At 65.4% G+C, this 19,571-nt stretch carries 18 protein-coding genes; 15 read left to right on the top strand and 3 right to left on the bottom strand.

Annotation, left to right across the window (positions count from 1 at the left end):
* Window positions 1-123 precede the first annotated feature (123 nt).
* The 11 genes from ftsZ to JLZ96_RS17205 all read left to right on the top strand — a co-directional run bounded on the left by ftsZ (window position 124) and on the right by JLZ96_RS17205 (window position 11,489).
* Window positions 124-1,398: a cell division protein FtsZ gene (gene ftsZ / locus JLZ96_RS17255; protein ID WP_027497341.1), complete on the top strand. Its 1,275-nt coding sequence runs from the start codon at window positions 124-126 to the stop codon at window positions 1,396-1,398.
* Window positions 1,395-2,156: a peptidoglycan editing factor PgeF gene (gene pgeF / locus JLZ96_RS17250; protein ID WP_201010820.1), complete on the top strand. Its 762-nt coding sequence runs from the start codon at window positions 1,395-1,397 to the stop codon at window positions 2,154-2,156. Before ftsZ ends, pgeF begins: the two co-directional genes overlap by 4 nt.
* On the top strand, window positions 2,153-2,890 hold the full coding sequence (locus tag JLZ96_RS17245; RefSeq protein WP_048318678.1) for a YggS family pyridoxal phosphate-dependent enzyme: 738 nt from the start codon (window positions 2,153-2,155) through the stop codon (window positions 2,888-2,890). Before pgeF ends, JLZ96_RS17245 begins: the two co-directional genes overlap by 4 nt.
* 81 nt (window positions 2,891-2,971) lie before the next feature.
* The gene (locus tag JLZ96_RS17240; RefSeq protein WP_032368101.1) at window positions 2,972-3,622 is read left to right on the top strand and encodes a cell division protein SepF; all 651 of its coding nucleotides are present in this window, start codon (window positions 2,972-2,974) and stop codon (window positions 3,620-3,622) included.
* Between the two features lie 82 nt (window positions 3,623-3,704).
* The gene (locus JLZ96_RS17235) at window positions 3,705-3,992 is read left to right on the top strand and encodes a YggT family protein (protein WP_027497338.1); all 288 of its coding nucleotides are present in this window, start codon (window positions 3,705-3,707) and stop codon (window positions 3,990-3,992) included.
* A gap of 160 nt (window positions 3,993-4,152) precedes the next feature.
* Window positions 4,153-5,007, top strand: a complete 855-nt coding sequence (locus tag JLZ96_RS17230) for a DivIVA domain-containing protein (RefSeq protein WP_027497337.1) — start codon at window positions 4,153-4,155, stop codon at window positions 5,005-5,007.
* A gap of 77 nt (window positions 5,008-5,084) precedes the next feature.
* Window positions 5,085-5,261: a hypothetical protein gene (locus tag JLZ96_RS17225; protein ID WP_027497336.1), complete on the top strand. Its 177-nt coding sequence runs from the start codon at window positions 5,085-5,087 to the stop codon at window positions 5,259-5,261.
* A gap of 340 nt (window positions 5,262-5,601) precedes the next feature.
* Entirely contained in the window at window positions 5,602-8,739 is a 3,138-nt protein-coding gene (gene ileS / locus JLZ96_RS17220; protein ID WP_201010819.1) for an isoleucine--tRNA ligase, read from the top strand.
* A gap of 10 nt (window positions 8,740-8,749) precedes the next feature.
* Window positions 8,750-9,442, top strand: a complete 693-nt coding sequence (locus tag JLZ96_RS17215; protein WP_201010818.1) for a peptide deformylase — start codon at window positions 8,750-8,752, stop codon at window positions 9,440-9,442.
* A gap of 2 nt (window positions 9,443-9,444) precedes the next feature.
* Window positions 9,445-10,806, top strand: coding sequence for a DNA polymerase IV (locus JLZ96_RS17210; protein ID WP_052060551.1), 1,362 nt, complete (start codon window positions 9,445-9,447; stop codon window positions 10,804-10,806).
* A 197-nt stretch (window positions 10,807-11,003) separates the two neighbouring features.
* The gene (locus tag JLZ96_RS17205) at window positions 11,004-11,489 is read left to right on the top strand and encodes a hypothetical protein (protein WP_174557287.1); all 486 of its coding nucleotides are present in this window, start codon (window positions 11,004-11,006) and stop codon (window positions 11,487-11,489) included.
* Window positions 11,490-11,583: 94 nt separating this feature from the next.
* Here JLZ96_RS17205 and JLZ96_RS17200 read toward each other — a convergent pair whose 3' ends face one another.
* Window positions 11,584-12,324 (bottom strand): hypothetical protein, encoded by a 741-nt coding sequence (locus tag JLZ96_RS17200; protein WP_032368098.1) that lies wholly within the window; start codon window positions 12,322-12,324, stop codon window positions 11,584-11,586.
* Complete coding sequence (locus tag JLZ96_RS17195; RefSeq protein WP_236254135.1) at window positions 12,321-13,283, bottom strand: hypothetical protein; 963 nt, start codon at window positions 13,281-13,283, stop codon at window positions 12,321-12,323. Before JLZ96_RS17195 ends, JLZ96_RS17200 begins: the two co-directional genes overlap by 4 nt.
* Window positions 13,284-13,375: 92 nt before the next feature.
* On the opposite strand from JLZ96_RS17195, the gene lspA reads away from it, so the two are divergent.
* The 4 genes from lspA to dnaE all read left to right on the top strand — a co-directional run bounded on the left by lspA (window position 13,376) and on the right by dnaE (window position 19,272).
* Window positions 13,376-14,008: a signal peptidase II gene (gene lspA, locus JLZ96_RS17190; protein ID WP_032368097.1), complete on the top strand. Its 633-nt coding sequence runs from the start codon at window positions 13,376-13,378 to the stop codon at window positions 14,006-14,008.
* The gene (locus JLZ96_RS17185) at window positions 14,005-14,931 is read left to right on the top strand and encodes an RluA family pseudouridine synthase (protein ID WP_027497328.1); all 927 of its coding nucleotides are present in this window, start codon (window positions 14,005-14,007) and stop codon (window positions 14,929-14,931) included. Before lspA ends, JLZ96_RS17185 begins: the two co-directional genes overlap by 4 nt.
* Window positions 14,931-15,590 carry a hypothetical protein gene (locus JLZ96_RS17180; protein ID WP_032374345.1) on the top strand — a complete coding sequence of 220 codons (660 nt, stop codon included), beginning with the start codon at window positions 14,931-14,933 and terminating at the stop codon, window positions 15,588-15,590. Before JLZ96_RS17185 ends, JLZ96_RS17180 begins: the two co-directional genes overlap by 1 nt.
* Before the next feature lie 145 nt (window positions 15,591-15,735).
* Entirely contained in the window at window positions 15,736-19,272 is a 3,537-nt protein-coding gene (gene dnaE, locus JLZ96_RS17175) for a DNA polymerase III subunit alpha (RefSeq protein ID WP_027497326.1), read from the top strand.
* Here dnaE and JLZ96_RS17170 read toward each other — a convergent pair.
* A complete protein-coding gene (locus JLZ96_RS17170; RefSeq protein WP_052054873.1) occupies window positions 19,243-19,512 on the bottom strand; it encodes a hypothetical protein in 270 nt (89 codons plus the stop codon). The genes dnaE and JLZ96_RS17170 overlap by 30 nt on opposite strands.
* Between the last annotated feature and the right edge of the window lie 59 nt (window positions 19,513-19,571).

Below are 19,571 nucleotides of genomic sequence, written 5' to 3'. Positions count from 1 at the left end.
CGATCGTGGCCGTCGGTGAATAGCGTTCCGATCAGTCGAGTACTTGACATAACTCTAAGCCTGTGGTTTAGGTTGAGGGTTTTCCACATTTTTCGAGCAACAATCCACGGAAGGCGAGAGCCCATGACGCCCCCGCACAACTACCTCGCCGTAATCAAGGTCGTCGGCATCGGCGGCGGCGGCGTGAACGCGGTCAACCGGATGATCGAACAGGGACTCAAGGGAGTCGAGTTCATCGCCGTCAACACCGACGCTCAGGCCTTGCTGATGAGTGACGCCGACGTCAAGCTCGACGTCGGCCGTGAGCTGACTCGCGGACTCGGTGCCGGTGCCGACCCCGAGGTGGGTCGCCGCGCAGCGGACGACCACAAGGACGAGATCGAAGAGGTCCTCAAGGGTGCCGACATGGTCTTCGTCACCGCAGGTGAGGGCGGCGGAACCGGTACCGGTGGCGCTCCCGTCGTCGCCAACATCGCGCGCAAGCTCGGCGCGCTGACCGTCGGCGTCGTGACGCGCCCGTTCTCTTTCGAGGGCAAGCGCCGTGGTGGCCAGGCCGACACCGGTATCCAGCAGCTGCGTGAATCCTGCGACACGCTCATCGTCATTCCCAACGATCGTCTGCTTCAGCTCGGCGACGCGGCCGTCAGCCTCATGGATGCGTTCCGCAGTGCCGACGAGGTCTTGCTCAACGGTGTTCAGGGCATCACCGATCTGATCACCACCCCCGGGCTGATCAACGTCGACTTCGCCGACGTCAAGGGCGTCATGTCCGGCGCAGGCAGTGCGCTGATGGGCATCGGTTCCTCCCGCGGTGAAGGCCGCGCGATCAAGGCCGCGGAATCCGCGATCAACTCGCCGCTGCTGGAAGCGTCCATGGAAGGTGCCCGCGGAGTGCTGCTCTCCATCGCGGGTGGCTCGGATCTCGGCCTGTTCGAGATCAACGAGGCCGCCTCGCTGGTCCAGGAAGCTGCGCACATCGACGCCAACATCATCTTCGGAACCGTCATCGACGACTCTCTCGGTGACGAGGTTCGTGTCACCGTCATCGCCGCCGGGTTCGACGGAGGAACGCCCACGCGTCGTCCGGTCGAGGCAGCGGCATCCACCCGTGGCCCGATCGGATCGGCGCGCTCGGGGGAGGTCTCCTCACGCTCCAACGACAGCTCCGAGGGCGCTGTGTTCCGCGACCCGGTCGGCGCACCCAGCGGATCGAGCCTGCCCCCGCTGAACTCGTCCAGCTCGTCGAACCGCGAATCGTCCAGTCGCGAGTCCGCAGCCGGTCACGGCCGGGATTCCGGTGGTCAGGGCCGCGAGTCGGTCGGATCCGGACGCCGCGTTCCCGTCGCCGAGGACGACGGCGAAGACGAGGTCGACGTACCGTCCTTCATGCGGCGGTGAGTGACTCCTTTCGGGTCAGGCGGGTGTCGACGACGCGAGCAGGCGGCGTGTCGGCCCCGCCGTTCGACACCTTCAATCTCGGTGACCACGTAGGCGACGACCCGGCTGCTGTCGAGGCCAACCGTCGACGCCTCGGTGACCGGTTGGGTATGGGCATGGAACGCATGGTGTTCATGGAGCAGGTCCACGGCCGCACCGTCACGGTGGTGGACGGGCCGGTGTCCGAGCCCGTTCCCATGACCGATGCGTTGGTGACGACGCAGCGCGATCTCGCGCTCGTGGTGTTGACCGCCGACTGTGTCCCGGTATTGCTGTCCGACGAAGAGGCGGGCGTGATCGCCGCGGTACACGCCGGCCGCGTCGGTGCCCGCATCGGCATCGTTCCTCGGGTACTTGCGTCGATGGTCGAGCTGGGCGCGGTCCCGGAGAGGATCGGGGCCTTCCTCTGCCCGGCGGCCAGTGGGCGTCAGTACGAGGTACCCGCACACATGCGTGCCGACGTCGACAAGCACCTTCCCGGAAGCGCGACGACGACGGTTCGGAACACCCCCGGTCTCGATATTCCGGCAGGTGTGCGCGCGCAGCTGATCGCCGCAGGACTGCACGGAGTGGCTCAGGATCCCCGGTGCACCATCGAGGATCGCACCCTGTTCAGCCATCGCCGGGAAGGTTCGACCGGCCGTATCGCGAGCGTCGTGTGGATGGATTCCGCATCCGCAGACGAGGTTCCCGACTCCGGCCAGGAGAGGATGTCGTGAGCGAGCCCACCGACCGAGCTGCCGAGATCGCCGCCGCGTTGGCGTCGGTACGCGAACGACTGGCGCGAGCATGTGCGGACGCAGGTCGTGAAGACTCGACCGTGACTCTGCTGCCGGTGACGAAGTTCTTCCCCGCGTCCGACGTTCGGATCCTGTACGAGCTGGGCTGCCGTGAGTTCGGCGAGTCCAGAGAGCAGGATGCGTCGCCCAAAGTGGCCGAGACCGCCGAGGACTTCCGCGGTGATCCGCCGCGATGGCACATGATCGGGCATCTCCAGCGAAACAAGGCGAAGTCCATCGCTGCGTGGGCGCACTCCATTCACTCGGTGGACAGTGCTCGATTGGTCACCGCGCTGTCCAAGGCCACCGAGACAGCACTCGACGACGGCGCTCGGACGACGCCGCTCGACGTCCTCGTTCAGGTCAGTCTCGACGGCGATGTCCACCGCGGCGGCGTCGAACGCGGGGACCTGTACGAGTTGGCCGACGCGGTGTCGACCGCACCCGGCTTGCGTCTGGCGGGACTGATGGCCGTACCTCCGTTGGACGCCGATGCGGACGCTGCGTTCGGTGATCTCGAGGTGCTGCATCAGCGACTTCTGCGTGATCATCCCGATGCCCGCGAGTTGTCGGCCGGCATGACGGGGGACCTGGAAGCTGCTGTGCGACACGGATCGACGTGCGTGCGTGTCGGTACCGCAATACTCGGTGCGCGGCCGATAGCCTCCCAATAACAGTCCACGGATCACATCAGTCACAACAGACACTTGCGAACCTGGAGATGGACAGTAGACACGGCCACGGAAGGCAGAACGATGAGCACCCTGCACAAGTTCAAGGCGTACTTCGGCATGGTTCCGCTCGCGGACTACGAGGACGACTACCTCGACGATCCGGACACCCGCCGCAGTCCCCGTGGTGGCCGTGACGGTTACGACGACATCGACGATCGTGACTTCGTCAAGCCGTCGTTCGGTGGCTCGCGGCACGCGCAGGCCGAGGACGACTACGACGATTACGAGGCTCCTCGCCCCGCTGCCACGCTCGCTCCGATCGGTGGACGCGCACGCGGCACAGCAGGACCGTCGACCCGAGGCGCTGCCACTCGTGGCGCGCTGGCGATGGACACCCGCATGGACGTGCGGGCCGAGACGCGACGCAGCCCGATCGTCGACGACGGCGGCCCACTCTCGAAGATCACCACCCTGCGCCCGAGGGACTACAGCGAGGCGCGCACCATCGGTGAGCGTTTCCGTGACGGCACTCCGGTCATCATGGATCTCGTCGAAATGAGCAACGCCGACGCCAAGCGACTCGTCGACTTCGCTGCCGGATTGGCCTTCGCGCTCCGTGGATCGTTCGACAAGGTGGCCACGAAGGTGTTCCTGCTTTCGCCGGCCGATGTCGATGTGTCCCCGCAGGAGCGCCGGCGAATTGCGGAAACCGGCTTCTACAGCCAGCAGTGATCGTTTCTCCCCTTGGGGCGGCAAGTCGGAGCTGTGACCAGCGCACTTTGCTCAGCCCGGCGAAGTCAGGCAGAGTATAGCCGTGATCGTGTTCACGGTGATCAACATCGTATTGTTTCTTTTTTGGCTCCTCCTCATCGGTCGAATCATCGTCGAGTTCATCAGGACTTTCGCGAGAGATTGGCAACCGACCGGGCTGGTCGTCATCCTTCTGGAGGCGATCTTCACGGTCACCGACCCGCCCGTGAAGTTCCTACGCAGGATAATTCCGCCGCTCAACCTCGGTGGTGTGCGACTGGACCTGTCGATCATGGTCTTGCTGTTCGTCGTGTTCATTTTGTGGAATGTGACCAGCAGCCTCGCGGCCTGAGGCCGAAGATGGAATGTTAGAACTCGGGACCCAGCGCAAGCTGCGTGTCCCGTGTGACAGAATGGACGCCAGTTACAGTTTGATTGTTCTGCACTCGCGCGGAATGGCATATAACTGAATGCTTGCTCTACCGCCCCAAGACGCGTGAAGGGATCCTTCCATGCCGCTGACTCCAGCTGATGTGCACAACGTTGCGTTCAGCAAGCCGCCCATCGGTAAGCGCGGTTACAACGAAGACGAGGTCGACGCATTTCTCGACCTCGTCGAGCAAGAGTTGTCCCGACTGATCGAAGAGAACGCCGACCTGCGCCAGCGCGTCGGTGAGCTCGACCAGGAGCTTGCGGACGCCAAGAACTCTGCGCGCCAGAGCCCACAGTCGGCTCCGGTCGCCGCACCGAAAGCCGAGCCGCAGCGGCCGGTCGATCCCCCCAAGCCGCCACCGGTGGTTCAGCAGCCCGCGCCGGTCGCTCCCGTGGCCGCAGCACCGCAGCAGAGTGGCGACTCCAACATGCAGGCCGCGAAGATTCTCGGTCTCGCGCAGGAGATGGCGGATCGCCTCACCGGCGATGCGAAGACCGAGTCCGAGCAGCTGCTCGGCAATGCGCGCACCAACGCCGAACGGCTGGTGTCGGATGCCCGCGCTCGCTCGGAGTCGATGATGTCCGAAGCGCGGCAGAAGTCCGAATCGCTGCTCACCGATGCACAGACTCGCTCCGAAACCCAGCTTCGCCAGGCCAAGGAGAAGGCCGACGCATTGCAGGCCGACGCCGAGCGCAAGCACACCGAGATCATGGCGACGATCAACCAGCAGCGGTCGGTGCTGGAAGGTCGCATCGAGCAGCTCAAGACGTTCGAGCGCGAATACCGGGTGCGCCTCAAGTCGTACCTCGAATCGCAGCTCGAAGAGCTCGAGAACCGTTCCTCGGCGCTGCCGGTGGACAACGGCCAGGACAACTTCAACCAGGACAACCAGACGTCCGGCTACAGCCAGTCGTACGCCAAGGGCAACAACTGACGCGATCGTTCTCCGACGCTGCCTCTCGGGGCAGCGTCGGGCTCGGTTGTAGCGTCGAGTGGTGAGCGAGGAATCCTGTGCTGATTCTGACTCTCGGCGCGGCGGCTGTCGGGTTCGGGTTCCTGGTGTTGGCCCTGATGACCGGATCGGTCGTCTGGGCCTGGGCCTGCATCGTGATCTGCATAGTCGGGGCGGTGCTGCTCCTGGTCGGGGCCCTGCTCGGGCGACGGCCACCGCCCGAGATCGACAGGTAGCATCTACGCGGTAGTGCATCCGGCGGCAGTGCATCAGGCGGTAGTGCATCAGTTCGACGGTTGTCAGACGAAAGAACAATCAGGCGTCGATCCGGCCATCACCGGGGAGCCTTCGGAAGAACGACAGTGACGATTCGGTCTGCAACGACCGAAATGGGCTGTTCAGTAGAACCGAACGGGTGAGCCCGTCACAGCTCGTGTGGAGAGGCTCGGTCCGACGAGTTCCATCGGTCCGAGCAAGCGGGGTGGTACCGCGGTACTCGGCGTCCCCATCGCCGAATGTCGTCCCCGTGCCAATCGATGTCGCGTCCTGTACGCGTCCGGCACGGAGGAGACAGATATGACAGATTCGAGCGCACGCACCGAGAACGCGTCGTACCCGCTGGTGGATCTGGCCGAAGGTCGATCGGGAAGCGTTCCGTTTCCCGATCTCGAGCGCATCGTGCTGCACGAATGGGCCGAGGACGGCACGTTCCGCGCCAGCATCGACAACCGCGCCGATGCCGAGGAATTCGTTTTCTACGACGGACCTCCGTTCGCCAACGGTTTGCCGCACTACGGCCATCTGCTCACCGGGTACGTCAAGGATCTCGTGCCCCGGTTCCAGACCATGCGCGGCAAGAAGGTCGAGCGTCGTTTCGGGTGGGACTGCCACGGCCTTCCCGCCGAATTGGAAGCGGAGAAGCAACTCGGCATCAAGGACAAGTCCGAGATCGACGAGATGGGTCTGGCGAAGTTCAACGCCTACTGCAAACAATCGGTGTTGCAGTACACCGACGAGTGGCGGGATTACGTCACTCGGCAGGCGCGGTGGGTCGACTTCGACAACGACTACAAGACCCTCGACGTCGACTTCATGGAGTCCGTCATGTGGGCGTTCAAGACGCTCCACGACAAGGGCCTGATCTACCAGGGCTACCGAGTGCTGCCGTACAGCTGGTACGAGCAGACGCCGCTGTCCAACCAGGAGACCCGGCTCGACGACGCCTACAAGATGCGTCAGGACCCCGCGGTCACCGTCACCATGCCCCTGACGGCACCGGGCACACCCCTGGACGGCGCGAACGCACTGATCTGGACCACCACTCCGTGGACTCTGCCGTCGAACCTCGCGATCGCGGTGCATCCGGAGGTGCACTACGTTCAGGTCCGCGGTGCCGACGGTGAGCGTTACGTGCTCGCCTCTGCCCGACTCGCGCACTATGCGAAGGAACTGGGGGAGGAGCCGGAGGTGCTCTCGGAGCACACCGGCGCGGAGTTGGTCGGCCTCGCCTACGCACCGCCCTACGACTTCTTCCTCGGCCACGAGAATGCGCATCGCGTTCTGGAGGCCGATTACGTCACCACCGACTCCGGCACCGGAATCGTCCATCTCGCACCGGCATTCGGTGAGGAGGACATGGACGTCGCCACCGCGAACGGTATCGAGGTCGTGCAACCGCTCGATGCGGGCGGCAAATTCACGTCGTTGGTGCCGCCCTACGAGGGCCTGATGGTGTTCGACGCCAATCCGGTGATCATCAAGGATCTCAAGGCCTCGGGCCGCTTGCTGCGGCACGAGACCATCGAGCACTCGTACCCGCACAGTTGGCGTAGTGGTCAGCCGCTGATCTACATGGCGGTTCCGTCGTGGTTCGTCGCGGTCACCAAGTTCCGCGATCGGATGGTCGAGCTCAACCAGGAGATCACCTGGGTGCCCGAGCACATCAAGGACGGTCAGTTCGGCAAGTGGCTCGAAGGTGCCCGCGACTGGAACATCAGCCGAAACCGGTACTGGGGCAGCCCGATCCCGGCCTGGACGTCCGACGACCCCGCCTACCCTCGTCTCGACGTGTACGGCAGCCTGGACGAACTCGAGCGTGACTTCGGTGTGCGTCCCACCGATCTGCATCGGCCGTACATCGACGACCTGACGCGTCCCAACCCGGACGACCCGACCGGCAAGTCGACCATGCGTCGCGTTCCCGAGGTGCTGGACTGCTGGTTCGAATCGGGCTCGATGCCGTATGCACAGGTGCACTTCCCGTTCGAGAACGAGGAGTGGTTCCAGACGCACAACCCGGGCGACTTCATCGTCGAATACAACGGTCAGACGCGCGGCTGGTTCTACACCCTGCACGTGCTCGCGACTGCTTTGTTCGACCGGCCTGCCTTCAAAACCGTTGCTGCCCATGGCATCGTGCTCGGTGACGACGGTCTGAAGATGAGTAAGTCGAAGGGGAACTACCCGGACGTCAAGGAGGTCTTCGACCGCGACGGCTCGGATGCCATGCGGTGGTTCCTGATGTCGTCGCCGATCCTGCGCGGTGGCAACCTGATCGTCACCGAGCAGGGCATCCGCGAGGGAGTCCGGCAGGCGCTGTTGCCGATCTGGAACGCGTGGAGTTTTCTGCAGCTCTACGCGTCGACGCCGGGGCAGTGGCGGACCGATTCTCCGCACGTTCTCGATCGGTACGTGCTTGCCAAACTGTCCGCCACGCGGGATGCGATCACCGATGCGCTCGAGGGCAACGACATCGCCGGGGCGTGCGACGAACTGCGTACGTTCTGTGACGCGCTGACCAATTGGTATGTGCGACGGTCGCGTTCACGCTTCTGGGGCGAGGACGCCGACGCGATCGACACCCTGCACACGGTGCTCGAAGTGCTCACCCGCATCGCCGCTCCGTTGTTGCCGCTGATCAGTGAGGTGGTCTGGCGCGGATTGACCGGTGGCCGATCGGTGCACCTCACGGATTGGCCGACGGCCGACGAGTTGCCGTCCGACCCGGAGCTGGTCGACAGCATGGACGAGGTTCGTACCGTGTGCTCCACGGTGCTCGGTCTGCGCAAGGCACAGAATCTGCGCGTGCGGCTGCCGCTGCCCGAGGTGACCGTCGCGGCCGCCGACGCCGAGCGTCTGCGTCCGTTCCTCGACATCATCGCCGACGAGGTCAACGTCAAGAAGGTGGATCTGACCGAAGACGTTGCCGTGCACGGCAAATTCGAGCTCGTCGTGAACGCACGCGCTGCCGGGCCCCGGATCGGCAAGGATGTCCAGAAGGTCATCAAGGCAGTCAAGGCCGGTGACTGGTCCGAGGACGAAGACGGCGTCGTGAGCGCCGCGGGCATCGCGTTGCTGCCCGAGGAGTACACCCGCAGACTCGTTGCCGCGGAGCCGGAATCGACGGCACCGCTGCCCGGGAACGCGGGACTCGTGGTGCTCGATTCGGCGGTCACCGAAGAGCTGGAGGCCGAGGGTTGGGCCAAGGACCGCATCCGTGAGCTGCAGGATGCGCGTCGTGGCCACGGACTCGATGTGTCCGACCGTATCGACATCGTCATCGAGGTACCCGAACATCGACGGGCGTGGCTGGACGCTCATCGGGATCTGATCGCGCGCGAAGTACTCGCGTTGTCGCTGGTCGACGGCTCGGTCGGCGACGACGGCAGCGATCTCGGTGAGGGAGTTCGGGCAGCGATCACGAAGTCGTCGTGACCGAGGGCATATGAGCGAGGGGCACCGGGTCGTCGTGACCGAGGAGGAGGTGGTCGATGCCGTGCACGAGCGTCTCTCCGAGGCTCGCGCCGGCGTCGTTCCCATCGTCGCCGCCGGCCATCCGGTGCTGCGTGCCCCGGCGCTGCGCTACACCGGTCAGCTCGAGCGTGATGTGTTGACGGAGTTGATCGAGGTGATGCGTGCGACGATGCACGATGCGCCCGGTGTCGGCCTTGCTGCACCGCAGATCGGAATTCCGTTGCAGATCGCGGTGATCGAGGATCTCTTCGATGTCGCGGAGGGCGTCGCCCGGGTCCGGGAGCGCACCCCGTTGTCGTTCCGAGCGTTGATCAATCCTCGGTACACCCCGGTAGGGCGACGCACGGCCTCGTTCTACGAGGGCTGCCTCAGTGTGCCGGGGTATCAGGCCGTCGTCACCCGCGCCGCGGAAGTCCGGCTTCTGTGCACCGACGAGACCGGCCGAGAGATCGACGAGGTGGTGCGTGGCTGGCCCGCACGGATCGTGGCCCACGAGAGCGATCACCTCGCCGGCACGCTGTACATCGATCGTGCGCACACACGGTCGCTGACCACGACGGAGCAGTACTCCGCACGGTGGTCCGATCCCGGACCGGAGCGGGCCGCACGTGTGCTCGGCTTCGGTGCCGACGCCCCGTCCGAGCCGCCCGACGGCCGTCGTTGACCATGCCCGACAGTGTCGATCGGACTCTGCGGAGCCGGCGTTGGGTGTTGCATCTGGACATGGACGCGTTCTTCGCGTCTGCCGAGCAGCTGACTCGGCCGACGCTGCGGGGTCGGCCGGTGTTGGTCGGCGGTGCAGGCGGCAGAGGCGTGGTGGCCGGGTGCAGCTACCAGGCCCGGGCGTTCGGGGCTCGTTCGGCGATGCCGATGCATCAGGCCCGTCGACTCGTCGGTGCGAGCGCAGTGGTCCTGCCGCCGCGGTTCCCGCTGTACTCGGAGCTGAGCAGACGTGCCTTCGAGGCGCTTCGGGTGCGCATGCCCGTGCTGGAACAGCTCTCGATCGACGAGGCCTTCGGCGAGCCGCTCGAGCTGGCGGGCGCGACGGTGGCCGAGGTCGAGCGCTTCTGTGCCGATCTGCGGGCGCTGGTACTGGCAGAGACCGGGCTCGTCGCCTCCATCGGTGCCGGGTCCGGGAAACAGATCGCCAAGATCGCGTCGGGTCTGGCCAAACCCGATGGAATCACGGTGGTAGCGCCCGGCATCCAGGCCGAGTTGATGGCCGATCTGCCGGTGCGCAAGTTGTGGGGGATCGGCCCTGTTGCCGGGGAACGGTTGCACCGCTTGGGGATCGACACCATCGGCAAGTTCGTGGCTACGCCCGAGTCGGAAGTGGCGTCGATTCTCGGTGCGACCATGGGCCCGAGCCTGCATCAGCTGGCGCGCGGCATCGACAACCGGATGGTGGCCGAGCGGGCCGAGGCCAAGCAGGTCAGTGCCGAGACGACGTTCGCGAACGACCTGACGACTCTCGCTCAACTACGCCCGGCGATCGAGTCCATCGTCGAGTCGACTCATCGCCGGTTGCTGAAGGACGGCCGGGGGGCCCGCACGGTCGTGCTCAAGTTGCGTAAGTCCGACATGAGCATCATCACCAGATCGGCGACATTGCCCTACGCGACGGTGGACAAGCAGACGATCGTGGCCACTGCTCAGCGGTTGGCGGTCGATCCGGTGGATGTCGGACCGATCCGGCTCGTCGGTGTAGGGCTCGCCGGTTTGTCCGCGGTTCGGCAAGGATCGTTGTTCCCCGAACTCGAGTACGAGCCGGTTGCTCCGGTCCCGGACGAGCCGTTACCCGCGACGGAGGAGGCCGCGAATCTCGCCGTCGTCGAGGACGGTCCGCGGTGGCAACCGGGTATGGACGTTCGGCATGTTCGGTACGGTCACGGGTGGGTGCAGGGCGCGGGACACTCGGTGGTGACGGTCCGTTTCGAGACACGGACCACCGGTCCGGGAACGGCCCGCACCTTTGCAGAATCGGACACCGACCTGGTCGTGGCCGATGTTCTGGACAGCTTGGCGTGAGTTGTGGCGCGGCTGAGGAAACTCTGTGAGGTTTCACAGGTATGCCCTTCGCGTTGTGACTCGGGCGAGTCGAGCTGACATAGTGGACTCGGTCCGAGACGACCCCAATACAGACGACCGACGAGTCACAGAACGATCGATACGTGACTCAGAGTGAAAAGGACAAGCACTTGAAGCTTCGCAACACCCGACGGGCCATGGTTGCCGGTATCGCCATCGCCGGTGCACTGACGATGTCTGCCTGCAGCTCCGGTGGCGGCGACGAGCCGACGGCCACGACGACGACGGCTGCCACCACCACCGCCGCGCCACCCGCGGGCGGGGACTACCCGCCGGTGCCCACCGTCGAGCAGCTCAACACCGAGCTCAACCGCGGACTCGATCCCAACGTTCCGGTCGAGGAGAAGGCTGCTCTGATCCAGGGTGCGTCCGAGGATCCGGGTCTGATCAACCAGGTTGCCGCCGCTGCTGTGGCCAACAACGCACAGATCGAGATCACCAGCATCGACGATCTGGGCACCGGTGAGCTCAACGCCGGAATCACCATCACCCTCAACGGCCAGGCCAACCCCGGCACGTTCAAGTTCGTCCCCGAGGACGGTGTGTGGAAGCTCTCCAAAGAGAACGCCTGCGGCATCGTTTCTCTCGCGCAGCTGACCAGCCCGGCGTGCCCCGCACCCTGAGTCCTGCCGATCGTCTCTGACCAACCGCGAACTGCCGGTGACACCCTTTTTCGAGAGGGCGTCACCGGCAGTTCGTCTTGTGTAGGGACGGCGGTCAGGCGCTGGGCACGGCCGATCGAATGCGATCCGCTGCAGAACCCGCGACGGCGGTGACGGTCTCCGGTTCGAGTCCGCTCTGGTCGGAGACGACGATCTGCACCACGGTCGAGTCGACCACCGCCACCACGACGTCGGAGACCAGCGTGAAGCCCTCGCTCGTGGTGGTCAGTCGAATCGATGCGGACGCGTCGCCGATGGTCGTCTGGTCACGCCCCGCCACCGAGTAGTCGACGCCGATACCGTCCGCGTCGGTTCCGGTGAACGTCGAGCACTCGGCCCACGCTCGCTGAATGTTCGCGAAAGCCTCGGCGGCTCCCGGCACGGGATAGCTCGCCGCGTCCTCGTCGATCGACGAGAAATTCGGACCGGAGAAGCGGACCACCGCGCTCGACGCGGCTCCGGCCTGCTGTTGCGATACCGGCGCGAGGACGGCGGCGCACTCGGCCGGGTCGGTGCTCGAGCGATCAGGCGAGTCGTACTCCGGCGCCGGATCCAATCCCAGATCTCGAACCGGATCGGGAATCGAGGAGAAGCCGTCCGGCAGGTCTGCGAGCCCCAGCATCGCGGCAGTCAGCGCGGCCGGATCGGTGATGGGCGGACCGCGCAGCGGGTCGGGAGCCGCGACGGTGGTGACGGCAGGCGTGGCCGTTTCGGCAGGCTCGTTCGTGCTGCATCCGGTGGCAGCGATCCCGAGAATCGACAACGTCGCCAGTACTCGGGTGGCAGCGCGCGTCATCGGGCGGTCCAGGTGATCGAATCGCCGACGGTTTGCCGAAGCACCGTGGTGCTGTCGGGGTCGGTGTACATCTGCTCGCCGCCCGCGGTGATCGCACCTCCGACCGGAAGTGGTCGGGAGAGATCGACGTCGAGTGTTCCCGCGCCCGTGAAGGTGTAGGACGCGATGTTGAGCGTGCCCGCATTGTCGGGCAGATTCCACACCGACGATTCGGGCGTCTGGGTGATGGCCACGTCGAGGGTCGCGCGGTCGCCGTCGAGTGCACGCAAGGTGACCGTGGTGCGCTGGTTCAGTGTGATGCCGCTGAGCACTTGCTGATCGACGGTCCAGACCGCGCCGACCCCCACTTCCGCGTCGGGAAAGTCGATGGATCGGTACACGGCCGCGTTCAAGGAGCGTTCGATCGCGGCTCGGGCGGTATCGAGGGCATCGTCGGCCGGCGTGATGTGCAGAGCGGTGATCGCTCCGGAATCGGTCCTGGCCAATCGTGCAGTCGATCCATCGGATGCGGAGAGTGCGTCGGTCAGTCCAGCGTCCGGTGACGTCGCCGCCCCGATGGTCAGCTCGACGGAGGTCGTGGCCCCGCTCGACGCGTCCTCGTCCGGCACGGTGTCGGACGCCGAGGCAGTCAGCGGCACGGTCAGTTCCGGACTGGAGAAGTCTTGCGGCGCAGCAGCATTGATCTGTTGCTGCACGGTCGAGGTGGTGGTGAGGTCGACGCTCTGGTTCTGCGCGTCCGTGTCGGAGCTGTCGAAGGTGAGCGCGCGCCGTGGCTCGCTACCGGGATCGACGACGGTGGTGGTCGTGGGCGTCACCGCGATCGTGACCTCGTTCGAAGCCGGGGTCTGTTCGGGTGCGGGATCCGAATCACCGCTCGAGCATCCGGCCAGTAGAGCCACTGCGCAGGATGCGGCCACGAAGCCGGAGCGGACGGTGCGGGTGCGTTCGGTCGACTTCACGGGCACCAGGCTACTGATGACACCGTGTGCGCAGACCGCTACCACGCGGCTCGGATGCGGACCGAAGGTTGTCGATGCGCCATGATGGACGGGTGAGTGACGACCGACCCGACGATCCGACCACCGAGACCAGTGCAACCCCCGAACCCAGCGAGGCTGCAGACGGGCAGGTGTCCGACGCCGGCAGTGCTGTGCTTCGGCCCGCCGCACCTTTGCGGACCCGACTCCTGGTGGCGATCGCTGCAGTGATTCTGCTGTTCGACCTGATCACGAAGATCGTGGTGGTGCACTTCGTGAAGCCTGGAAACCCGATCGAGATCATCGGCGACGTCGTGACACTGCGGCTGGTGCGCAATCCCGGAGCGGCGTTCTCCATGGCCACCGGAATGACGTGGTTGTTGACGCTGGTCGCCGTGGCCGTGGTGATCGGGGTCGTGAAGATCGGTCGAACGCTGCGTTCGCCGTGGTGGGCGCTGGGTCTGGGTCTGGTTCTCGGCGGCGCTCTGGGCAACCTGATCGACCGGTTCTTCCGCGCACCGGGCCCGTTCCAGGGTCACGTGGTCGATTTCGTATCGGTGGGATGGTGGCCGGTGTTCAATGTCGCCGACTCGTCCATCGTGTGCGGGGCCATCCTGCTCGTCGCGCTCAGCCTGTTCGGTTTCGAGCCCAACGGCGAACGGGTGACGAAGTCCACGTCCGATGCCCCGCAGAAGGCCGACTCGTGAGGGAATCGCGTTCCATGCCGGTGCCCGACGGTTTGGACGGCATGCGCGTCGACGCCGGCCTGGCGCGACTTCTCGGGCTCTCGCGCACGGTCGCCGCAGCCTTGGCCGAAGAGGGCTCGGTGCTGGTCGATCACAGTGCCGTCGGGAAGTCCGATCGCCTCTCGGGTGGGTCGTGGCTCGAAGTGACTCTGCCCGAACCTGCACGTGAGCTGACGATCGAGGCCGAGCCGGTCGAAGGTATGGAGATTCTCTACGCCGACGACGACGTCGTGGCCGTGGACAAGCCCGTGGGCGTCGCCGCGCACGCCAGTGTGGGCTGGACCGGGCCGACCGTCATCGGCGGCCTCGCGGCCGCCGGTTTCCGAATCTCCACGTCCGGCGCGCACGAGCGTCAGGGCATCGTGCACCGACTCGATGTGGGAACGTCCGGGGTGATGGTGGTCGCGACGTCCGAACGGGCATACACCGTGCTCAAGCGGGCGTTCAAGGCTCGTACGATCGACAAGCGTTATCACGCCCTGGTGCAGGGACATCCGGATCCGAGCAGTGGAACCATCGATGCTCCGATCGGACGGCACGGCAGCAACGACTGGAAGTTCGCCGTCCGCGCGGACGGCAAGCCCAGCGTCACCCACTACGACACGGTCGAGGCCTTCCAGGCCGCGAGCCTGCTGGACGTCCACCTGGAAACCGGTCGCACACACCAGATCCGCGTGCACTTCTCGGCGCTGCGGCACCCGTGTTGCGGCGACCTGACCTACGGGGCCGACCCGCGGTTGGCCGAACGGTTGGGCCTGGAACGTCAGTGGCTGCACGCTCGTTCGCTCGGCTTCGCGCACCCGTCCGACGGCCGCTGGGTCGAGATCGAGAGCAAGTACCCGGCAGACCTCGAACACGCTCTCGAGGTGCTCCGGAAGGCGTGATGCGCGGAGTCTCGGGTGTGGTCGGTGTCGTCGTCACGATCGCTCTGGTGGTCGGTGGCCTGGCCGTCGTCGGCCATCTGAACCCGCAACGGCAGCTGCGCGTGGGCACCGACCGGCTCGGCCCGGAGAGCGGCGAGCAGGTGACCGACTACCTGGCTCGCGCCGAGGCGAGTCTGCTCGGCAACGATGCCGAACCTCGCTGGGGATCGGTGTCGTTCGATCGCGAACTCACCGCCGAACAGGCCTACGCCGCCGCGAACGGCGTGCGCATCTCGATGGTGCTCTTTCGAGTACCGCTCGATCGCGTGCAAACTCCGATCCTCACAGTCGGTGTTCCCGGCAGTGAACGGTCGATACTGAATGCGACCGCGCGCGCTGCCGGCCAGATCCAGGAATCGTTCGGCGTGGAGGACCGGCAGGCTCAGATAGACGCTGTGTCGCAGCGCCGGTTGCTGAGCGGATGCGCATGCGTGGTGACGGTGGTCGTGCGGGGCACCGCGGCCGAGTTGAGCGAGGTGGCAGGCCGCGACGGGGTGCGGGCGGTGGAGGCACTTCCGCCCGACGCGGTGTCCGGGAAGTTCGCCGTCGAGCCGTTGCTTCCGGAGTACATCGACGTCGTCGGGCCGCTGCCGGACGACGGGCCGGTTCCCGCCGAATGAGGCAACTTCAGTCTCGTTCGTCACACCCGTCACGTCCTCCCAGGACACACCGTCGGCCTGAAAAATCTGTCGGTTCCACCGCCTAGAGTGGGTGCATTCGCGGCTCGTATTTTCGAAAACGCACGACCTTCAGGAGAGAACCTTCGTGGCCGATTCGTTCGTTCATCTGCACAACCACACCGAATATTCGATGCTCGACGGTGCCGCCAAGATCGGGGCCATGTTCGCGGAGGCGGCGCGGTTGGAGATGACGGCGGTCGGCATGACCGACCACGGCAACATGTACGGAGCCAGCGAGTTCTACAACGAGGCCAAGAAGGCCGGCATCAAGCCGATCATCGGTATCGAGGCCTACATCGCTCCCGAATCCCGATTCAACAAGAAGCGCGTGCTGTGGGGCGACCGAAGCCAGAAGTCCGACGACGTCTCCGGTAGCGGTGCGTACACGCACATGACGATGGTGGCGGAGAACGCGACCGGCGTGCGCAATCTGTTCAAGCTGTCCTCGCTGGCGTCCATCGAGGGTCAGCTCGGCAAGTGGGCCCGGATGGACGAGGAGATCATCGCTCAGCACGCCGAGGGCATCATCGCCACCACCGGATGCCCGTCCGGTGAGGTTCAGACGCGCCTACGTCTGGGCCAGGACCGCGAAGCACTCGAGGCCGCGGCCAAGTGGCAGGAGATCTGGGGACCGGACAACTTCTTCCTCGAGTTGATGGACCACGGTCTGTCCATCGAGCGACGAGTCCGCGAAGGCCTGCTCGACATCGGCAAGAAGCTGTCCATTCCGCCGTTGGCCACCAACGACTGCCATTACGTCACGAAGGACGCCGCCGAGAACCACGAGGCTCTGCTGTGCATCCAGACCGGTAAGACGCTCAGCGATCCCACGCGCTTCAAGTTCGACGGCGACGGCTACTACCTCAAGTCCGCTGCCGAGATGCGTGCCCTCTGGGACGACGAGGTACCCGGTGCCTGCGACAGCACGCTCCTCATCGCCGAGCGAGTCCAGCCCTACGACGAGGTGTGGGCGCACCGCGACCGGATGCCCATCTTCCCGGTTCCCGAGGGATACACGCAGGGAACGTGGCTGCGGCACGAGGTCATGACCGGACTCGAACGTCGGTTCCCCGACGGTCCGGCCGAGGATTACCTCGCGCGTGCGGAGTACGAGATCAAGGTGATTCTGGAGATGGGCTTCCCGGCCTACTTCCTCGTGGTCGGCGACCTGATCAACCACGCGAAAGCGGTCGGCATCCGCGTCGGACCGGGCCGTGGTTCCGCCGCCGGATCCCTGGTTGCCTACGCCATGGGCATCACCAACATCGATCCGCTCCCGCACGGGCTGCTCTTCGAGCGATTCCTCAACCCCGAGCGTGTGTCGATGCCCGATATCGATATCGACTTCGACGATCGTCGTCGCGGTGAGATGGTGCGCTACGCCACGGAGAAGTGGGGTAGCGACCGGGTTGCGCAGGTCATCACCTTCGGCACCATCAAGACCAAGGCTGCCATCAAGGACTCCGCACGTGTGCAGTTCGGCCAGCCCGGTTTCGGCATCGCCGATCAGATCACCAAGGCTTTGCCGCCGCCCATCATGGCCAAGGACATCTCGGTGGCCGGCATCACCGATCCGTCGCACGAGCGCTACAAGGAGGCCGTCGAGGTCCGAGCGCTCATCGACTCCAACCCCGACGTGGCCACGATCTACAAGACGGCCAAGGGCCTCGAAGGCCTGATCCGCAACGCGGGCGTACACGCCTGCGCGGTCATCATGTCCTCGGAGCCGCTCACCGACGCCATCCCGGTGTGGAAGCGCGCCCAGGACGGCGCGATCATCACCGGCTGGGACTACCCGTCGTGCGAGGCCATCGGCCTGCTGAAGATGGACTTCCTCGGTCTGCGAAACCTCACGGTCATCGGCGACGCGATCGACAACATCAAGGCCAACCGCGGCATCGACATCGATCTCGACGCGTTGCCGCTCGACGATCCGGCGACCTTCGAATTGCTCTCTCGCGGAGACACTCTCGGTGTTTTCCAGCTCGACGGCAGCGCGATGCGAGACCTGCTGCGCCGCATGCAGCCCACCGGTTTCGAGGACATCGTCGCCGTGCTCGCGCTGTACCGCCCGGGTCCGATGGGCATGAACTCGCACAATGACTACGCCGACCGCAAGAACGGGCGGCAGGAGGTCAAGCCGATTCACCCCGAGCTCGAAGAGCCGCTCAAGGTGATTCTCGGCGAGACGTACGGCCTGGTGGTCTACCAGGAGCAGATCATGCAGCTCGCGCAGAAGGTCGCCGGGTACACCCTGGGCCAGGCCGACCTGCTGCGTCGTGCCATGGGAAAGAAGAAGCTCTCCGAGCTCGAGAAGGCCTACGCCGGATTCCGGCAGGGCATGTTGGACAACGGCTTCTCCGAGGCCGCGATCAAGGCGCTGTGGGACACCGTGCTCCCGTTCGCCGGCTACGCGTTCAACAAGTCGCACTCGGCCGGCTACGGCCTGGTCTCGTACTGGACGGCGTACCTCAAGGCCAACTACCCGGCCGAGTACATGGCCGGCCTGCTCACCAGTGTCGGTGACGACAAGGACAAGGCCGCGATCTACCTGGCCGACTGCCGCAAGCTCGGCATCACGGTGCTGCCACCGGACGTCAACGAATCCGAGCTCAACTTCGCATCGGTGGGCAAGGACATCCGATTCGGTCTCGGCGCGGTGCGCAACGTCGGCACTAACGTGGTCGCATCGATCATCAGAGCGCGGTCGGAGAAGTCCAAATACACGGACTTCTCGGACTACCTGGGCAAGATCGACGCGATCGCGTGCAGCAAGAAGGTCACCGAATCTCTCATAAAGGCAGGCGCTTTCGACTCTCTCGATCATCCGCGCAAGGGTCTGATGTTGATCCATGCCGACGCGATCGATGCGGTGATGGGCACCAAGAAGGCCGAGGCGATCGGACAGTTCGATCTGTTCGGCGGTGAGGACGCCGACGAGTCCATTTCCTCGGTGTTCAACGTCCGCGTGCCGGACGAGGAGTGGGAGTCCAAGCACCGTCTGGCCCTCGAGCGCGAGATGCTCGGTCTCTACGTCTCCGGCCACCCACTCCTGGGCGTCGAGCACATGTTGGCCGCGAAGTCCGACTGCAACATCCCGACCATCCTCGAAGGTGACATCAAGGACGGCACTCAGGTCACCGTCGGCGGAATTCTGGCCTCGGTGAACCGGCGGATCAACAAGAACGGTCTGACGTGGGCGTCGGCTCAGCTCGAGGACCTCGCCGGCGGCATCGAGGTGCTGTTCTTCCCGCAGGCCTACTCGGTGTTCGGTGCCGACGTCACCGAGGACTCGGTGGTGCTCGTCAAGGGCCGCGTGTCGGTGCGTGACGACCGGGTTTCGTTGATCGCGAACGATCTTGCGGTGCCGGATCTTTCGGCGATCGGTATCGACAAGCCGCTCGCGGTGAGTTTGCCGACGCGACTGTGCACGGCCGACAAGGTCGGCGCGCTCAAGCGGGTGTTGATCAGCCACCCTGGGACCTCGGACGTCCACCTGCGTCTGGTCAGTGGCGACAAGATCACCACGATGAAACTCGACGACAGTCTGCGGGTCACGCCGACATCTGCGCTGATGGGAGACCTGAAGGCGCTACTGGGGCCCGGCTGCCTGACGGGGTGAGCCGGTCCGGGCGGGGTGGACCTCGGTCAACCGCAGAGTCCACCACGCGGCGACTGCGACTGCCGCGCCGCCCAGAACGGCTGCCTGCAGCGATCCGACCAGCGCGAGCGTGGCGACGAACACGACGAGCCCGACGGCCACGGCCTCGAGCTTGTACAGAGGCCAATCGACTCCGGCGACATCGACCGTGCGCAGGGCGGGGACAGTTCGACGGCTCACCTGGTTGCTCGTGTAGGTCATCGCGTCCTCCTCGGGTACGCCCGTCCGGTTCGATGATTCGGGTGTCCGGCGGGTGAAGT

The organism is Rhodococcus sp. NKCM2511 (assembly GCF_014905595.1).
GTDB lineage: Bacteria > Actinomycetota > Actinomycetes > Mycobacteriales > Mycobacteriaceae > Rhodococcoides > Rhodococcoides fascians.
This window is presented reverse-complemented; position numbering and strand designations above follow the sequence as displayed.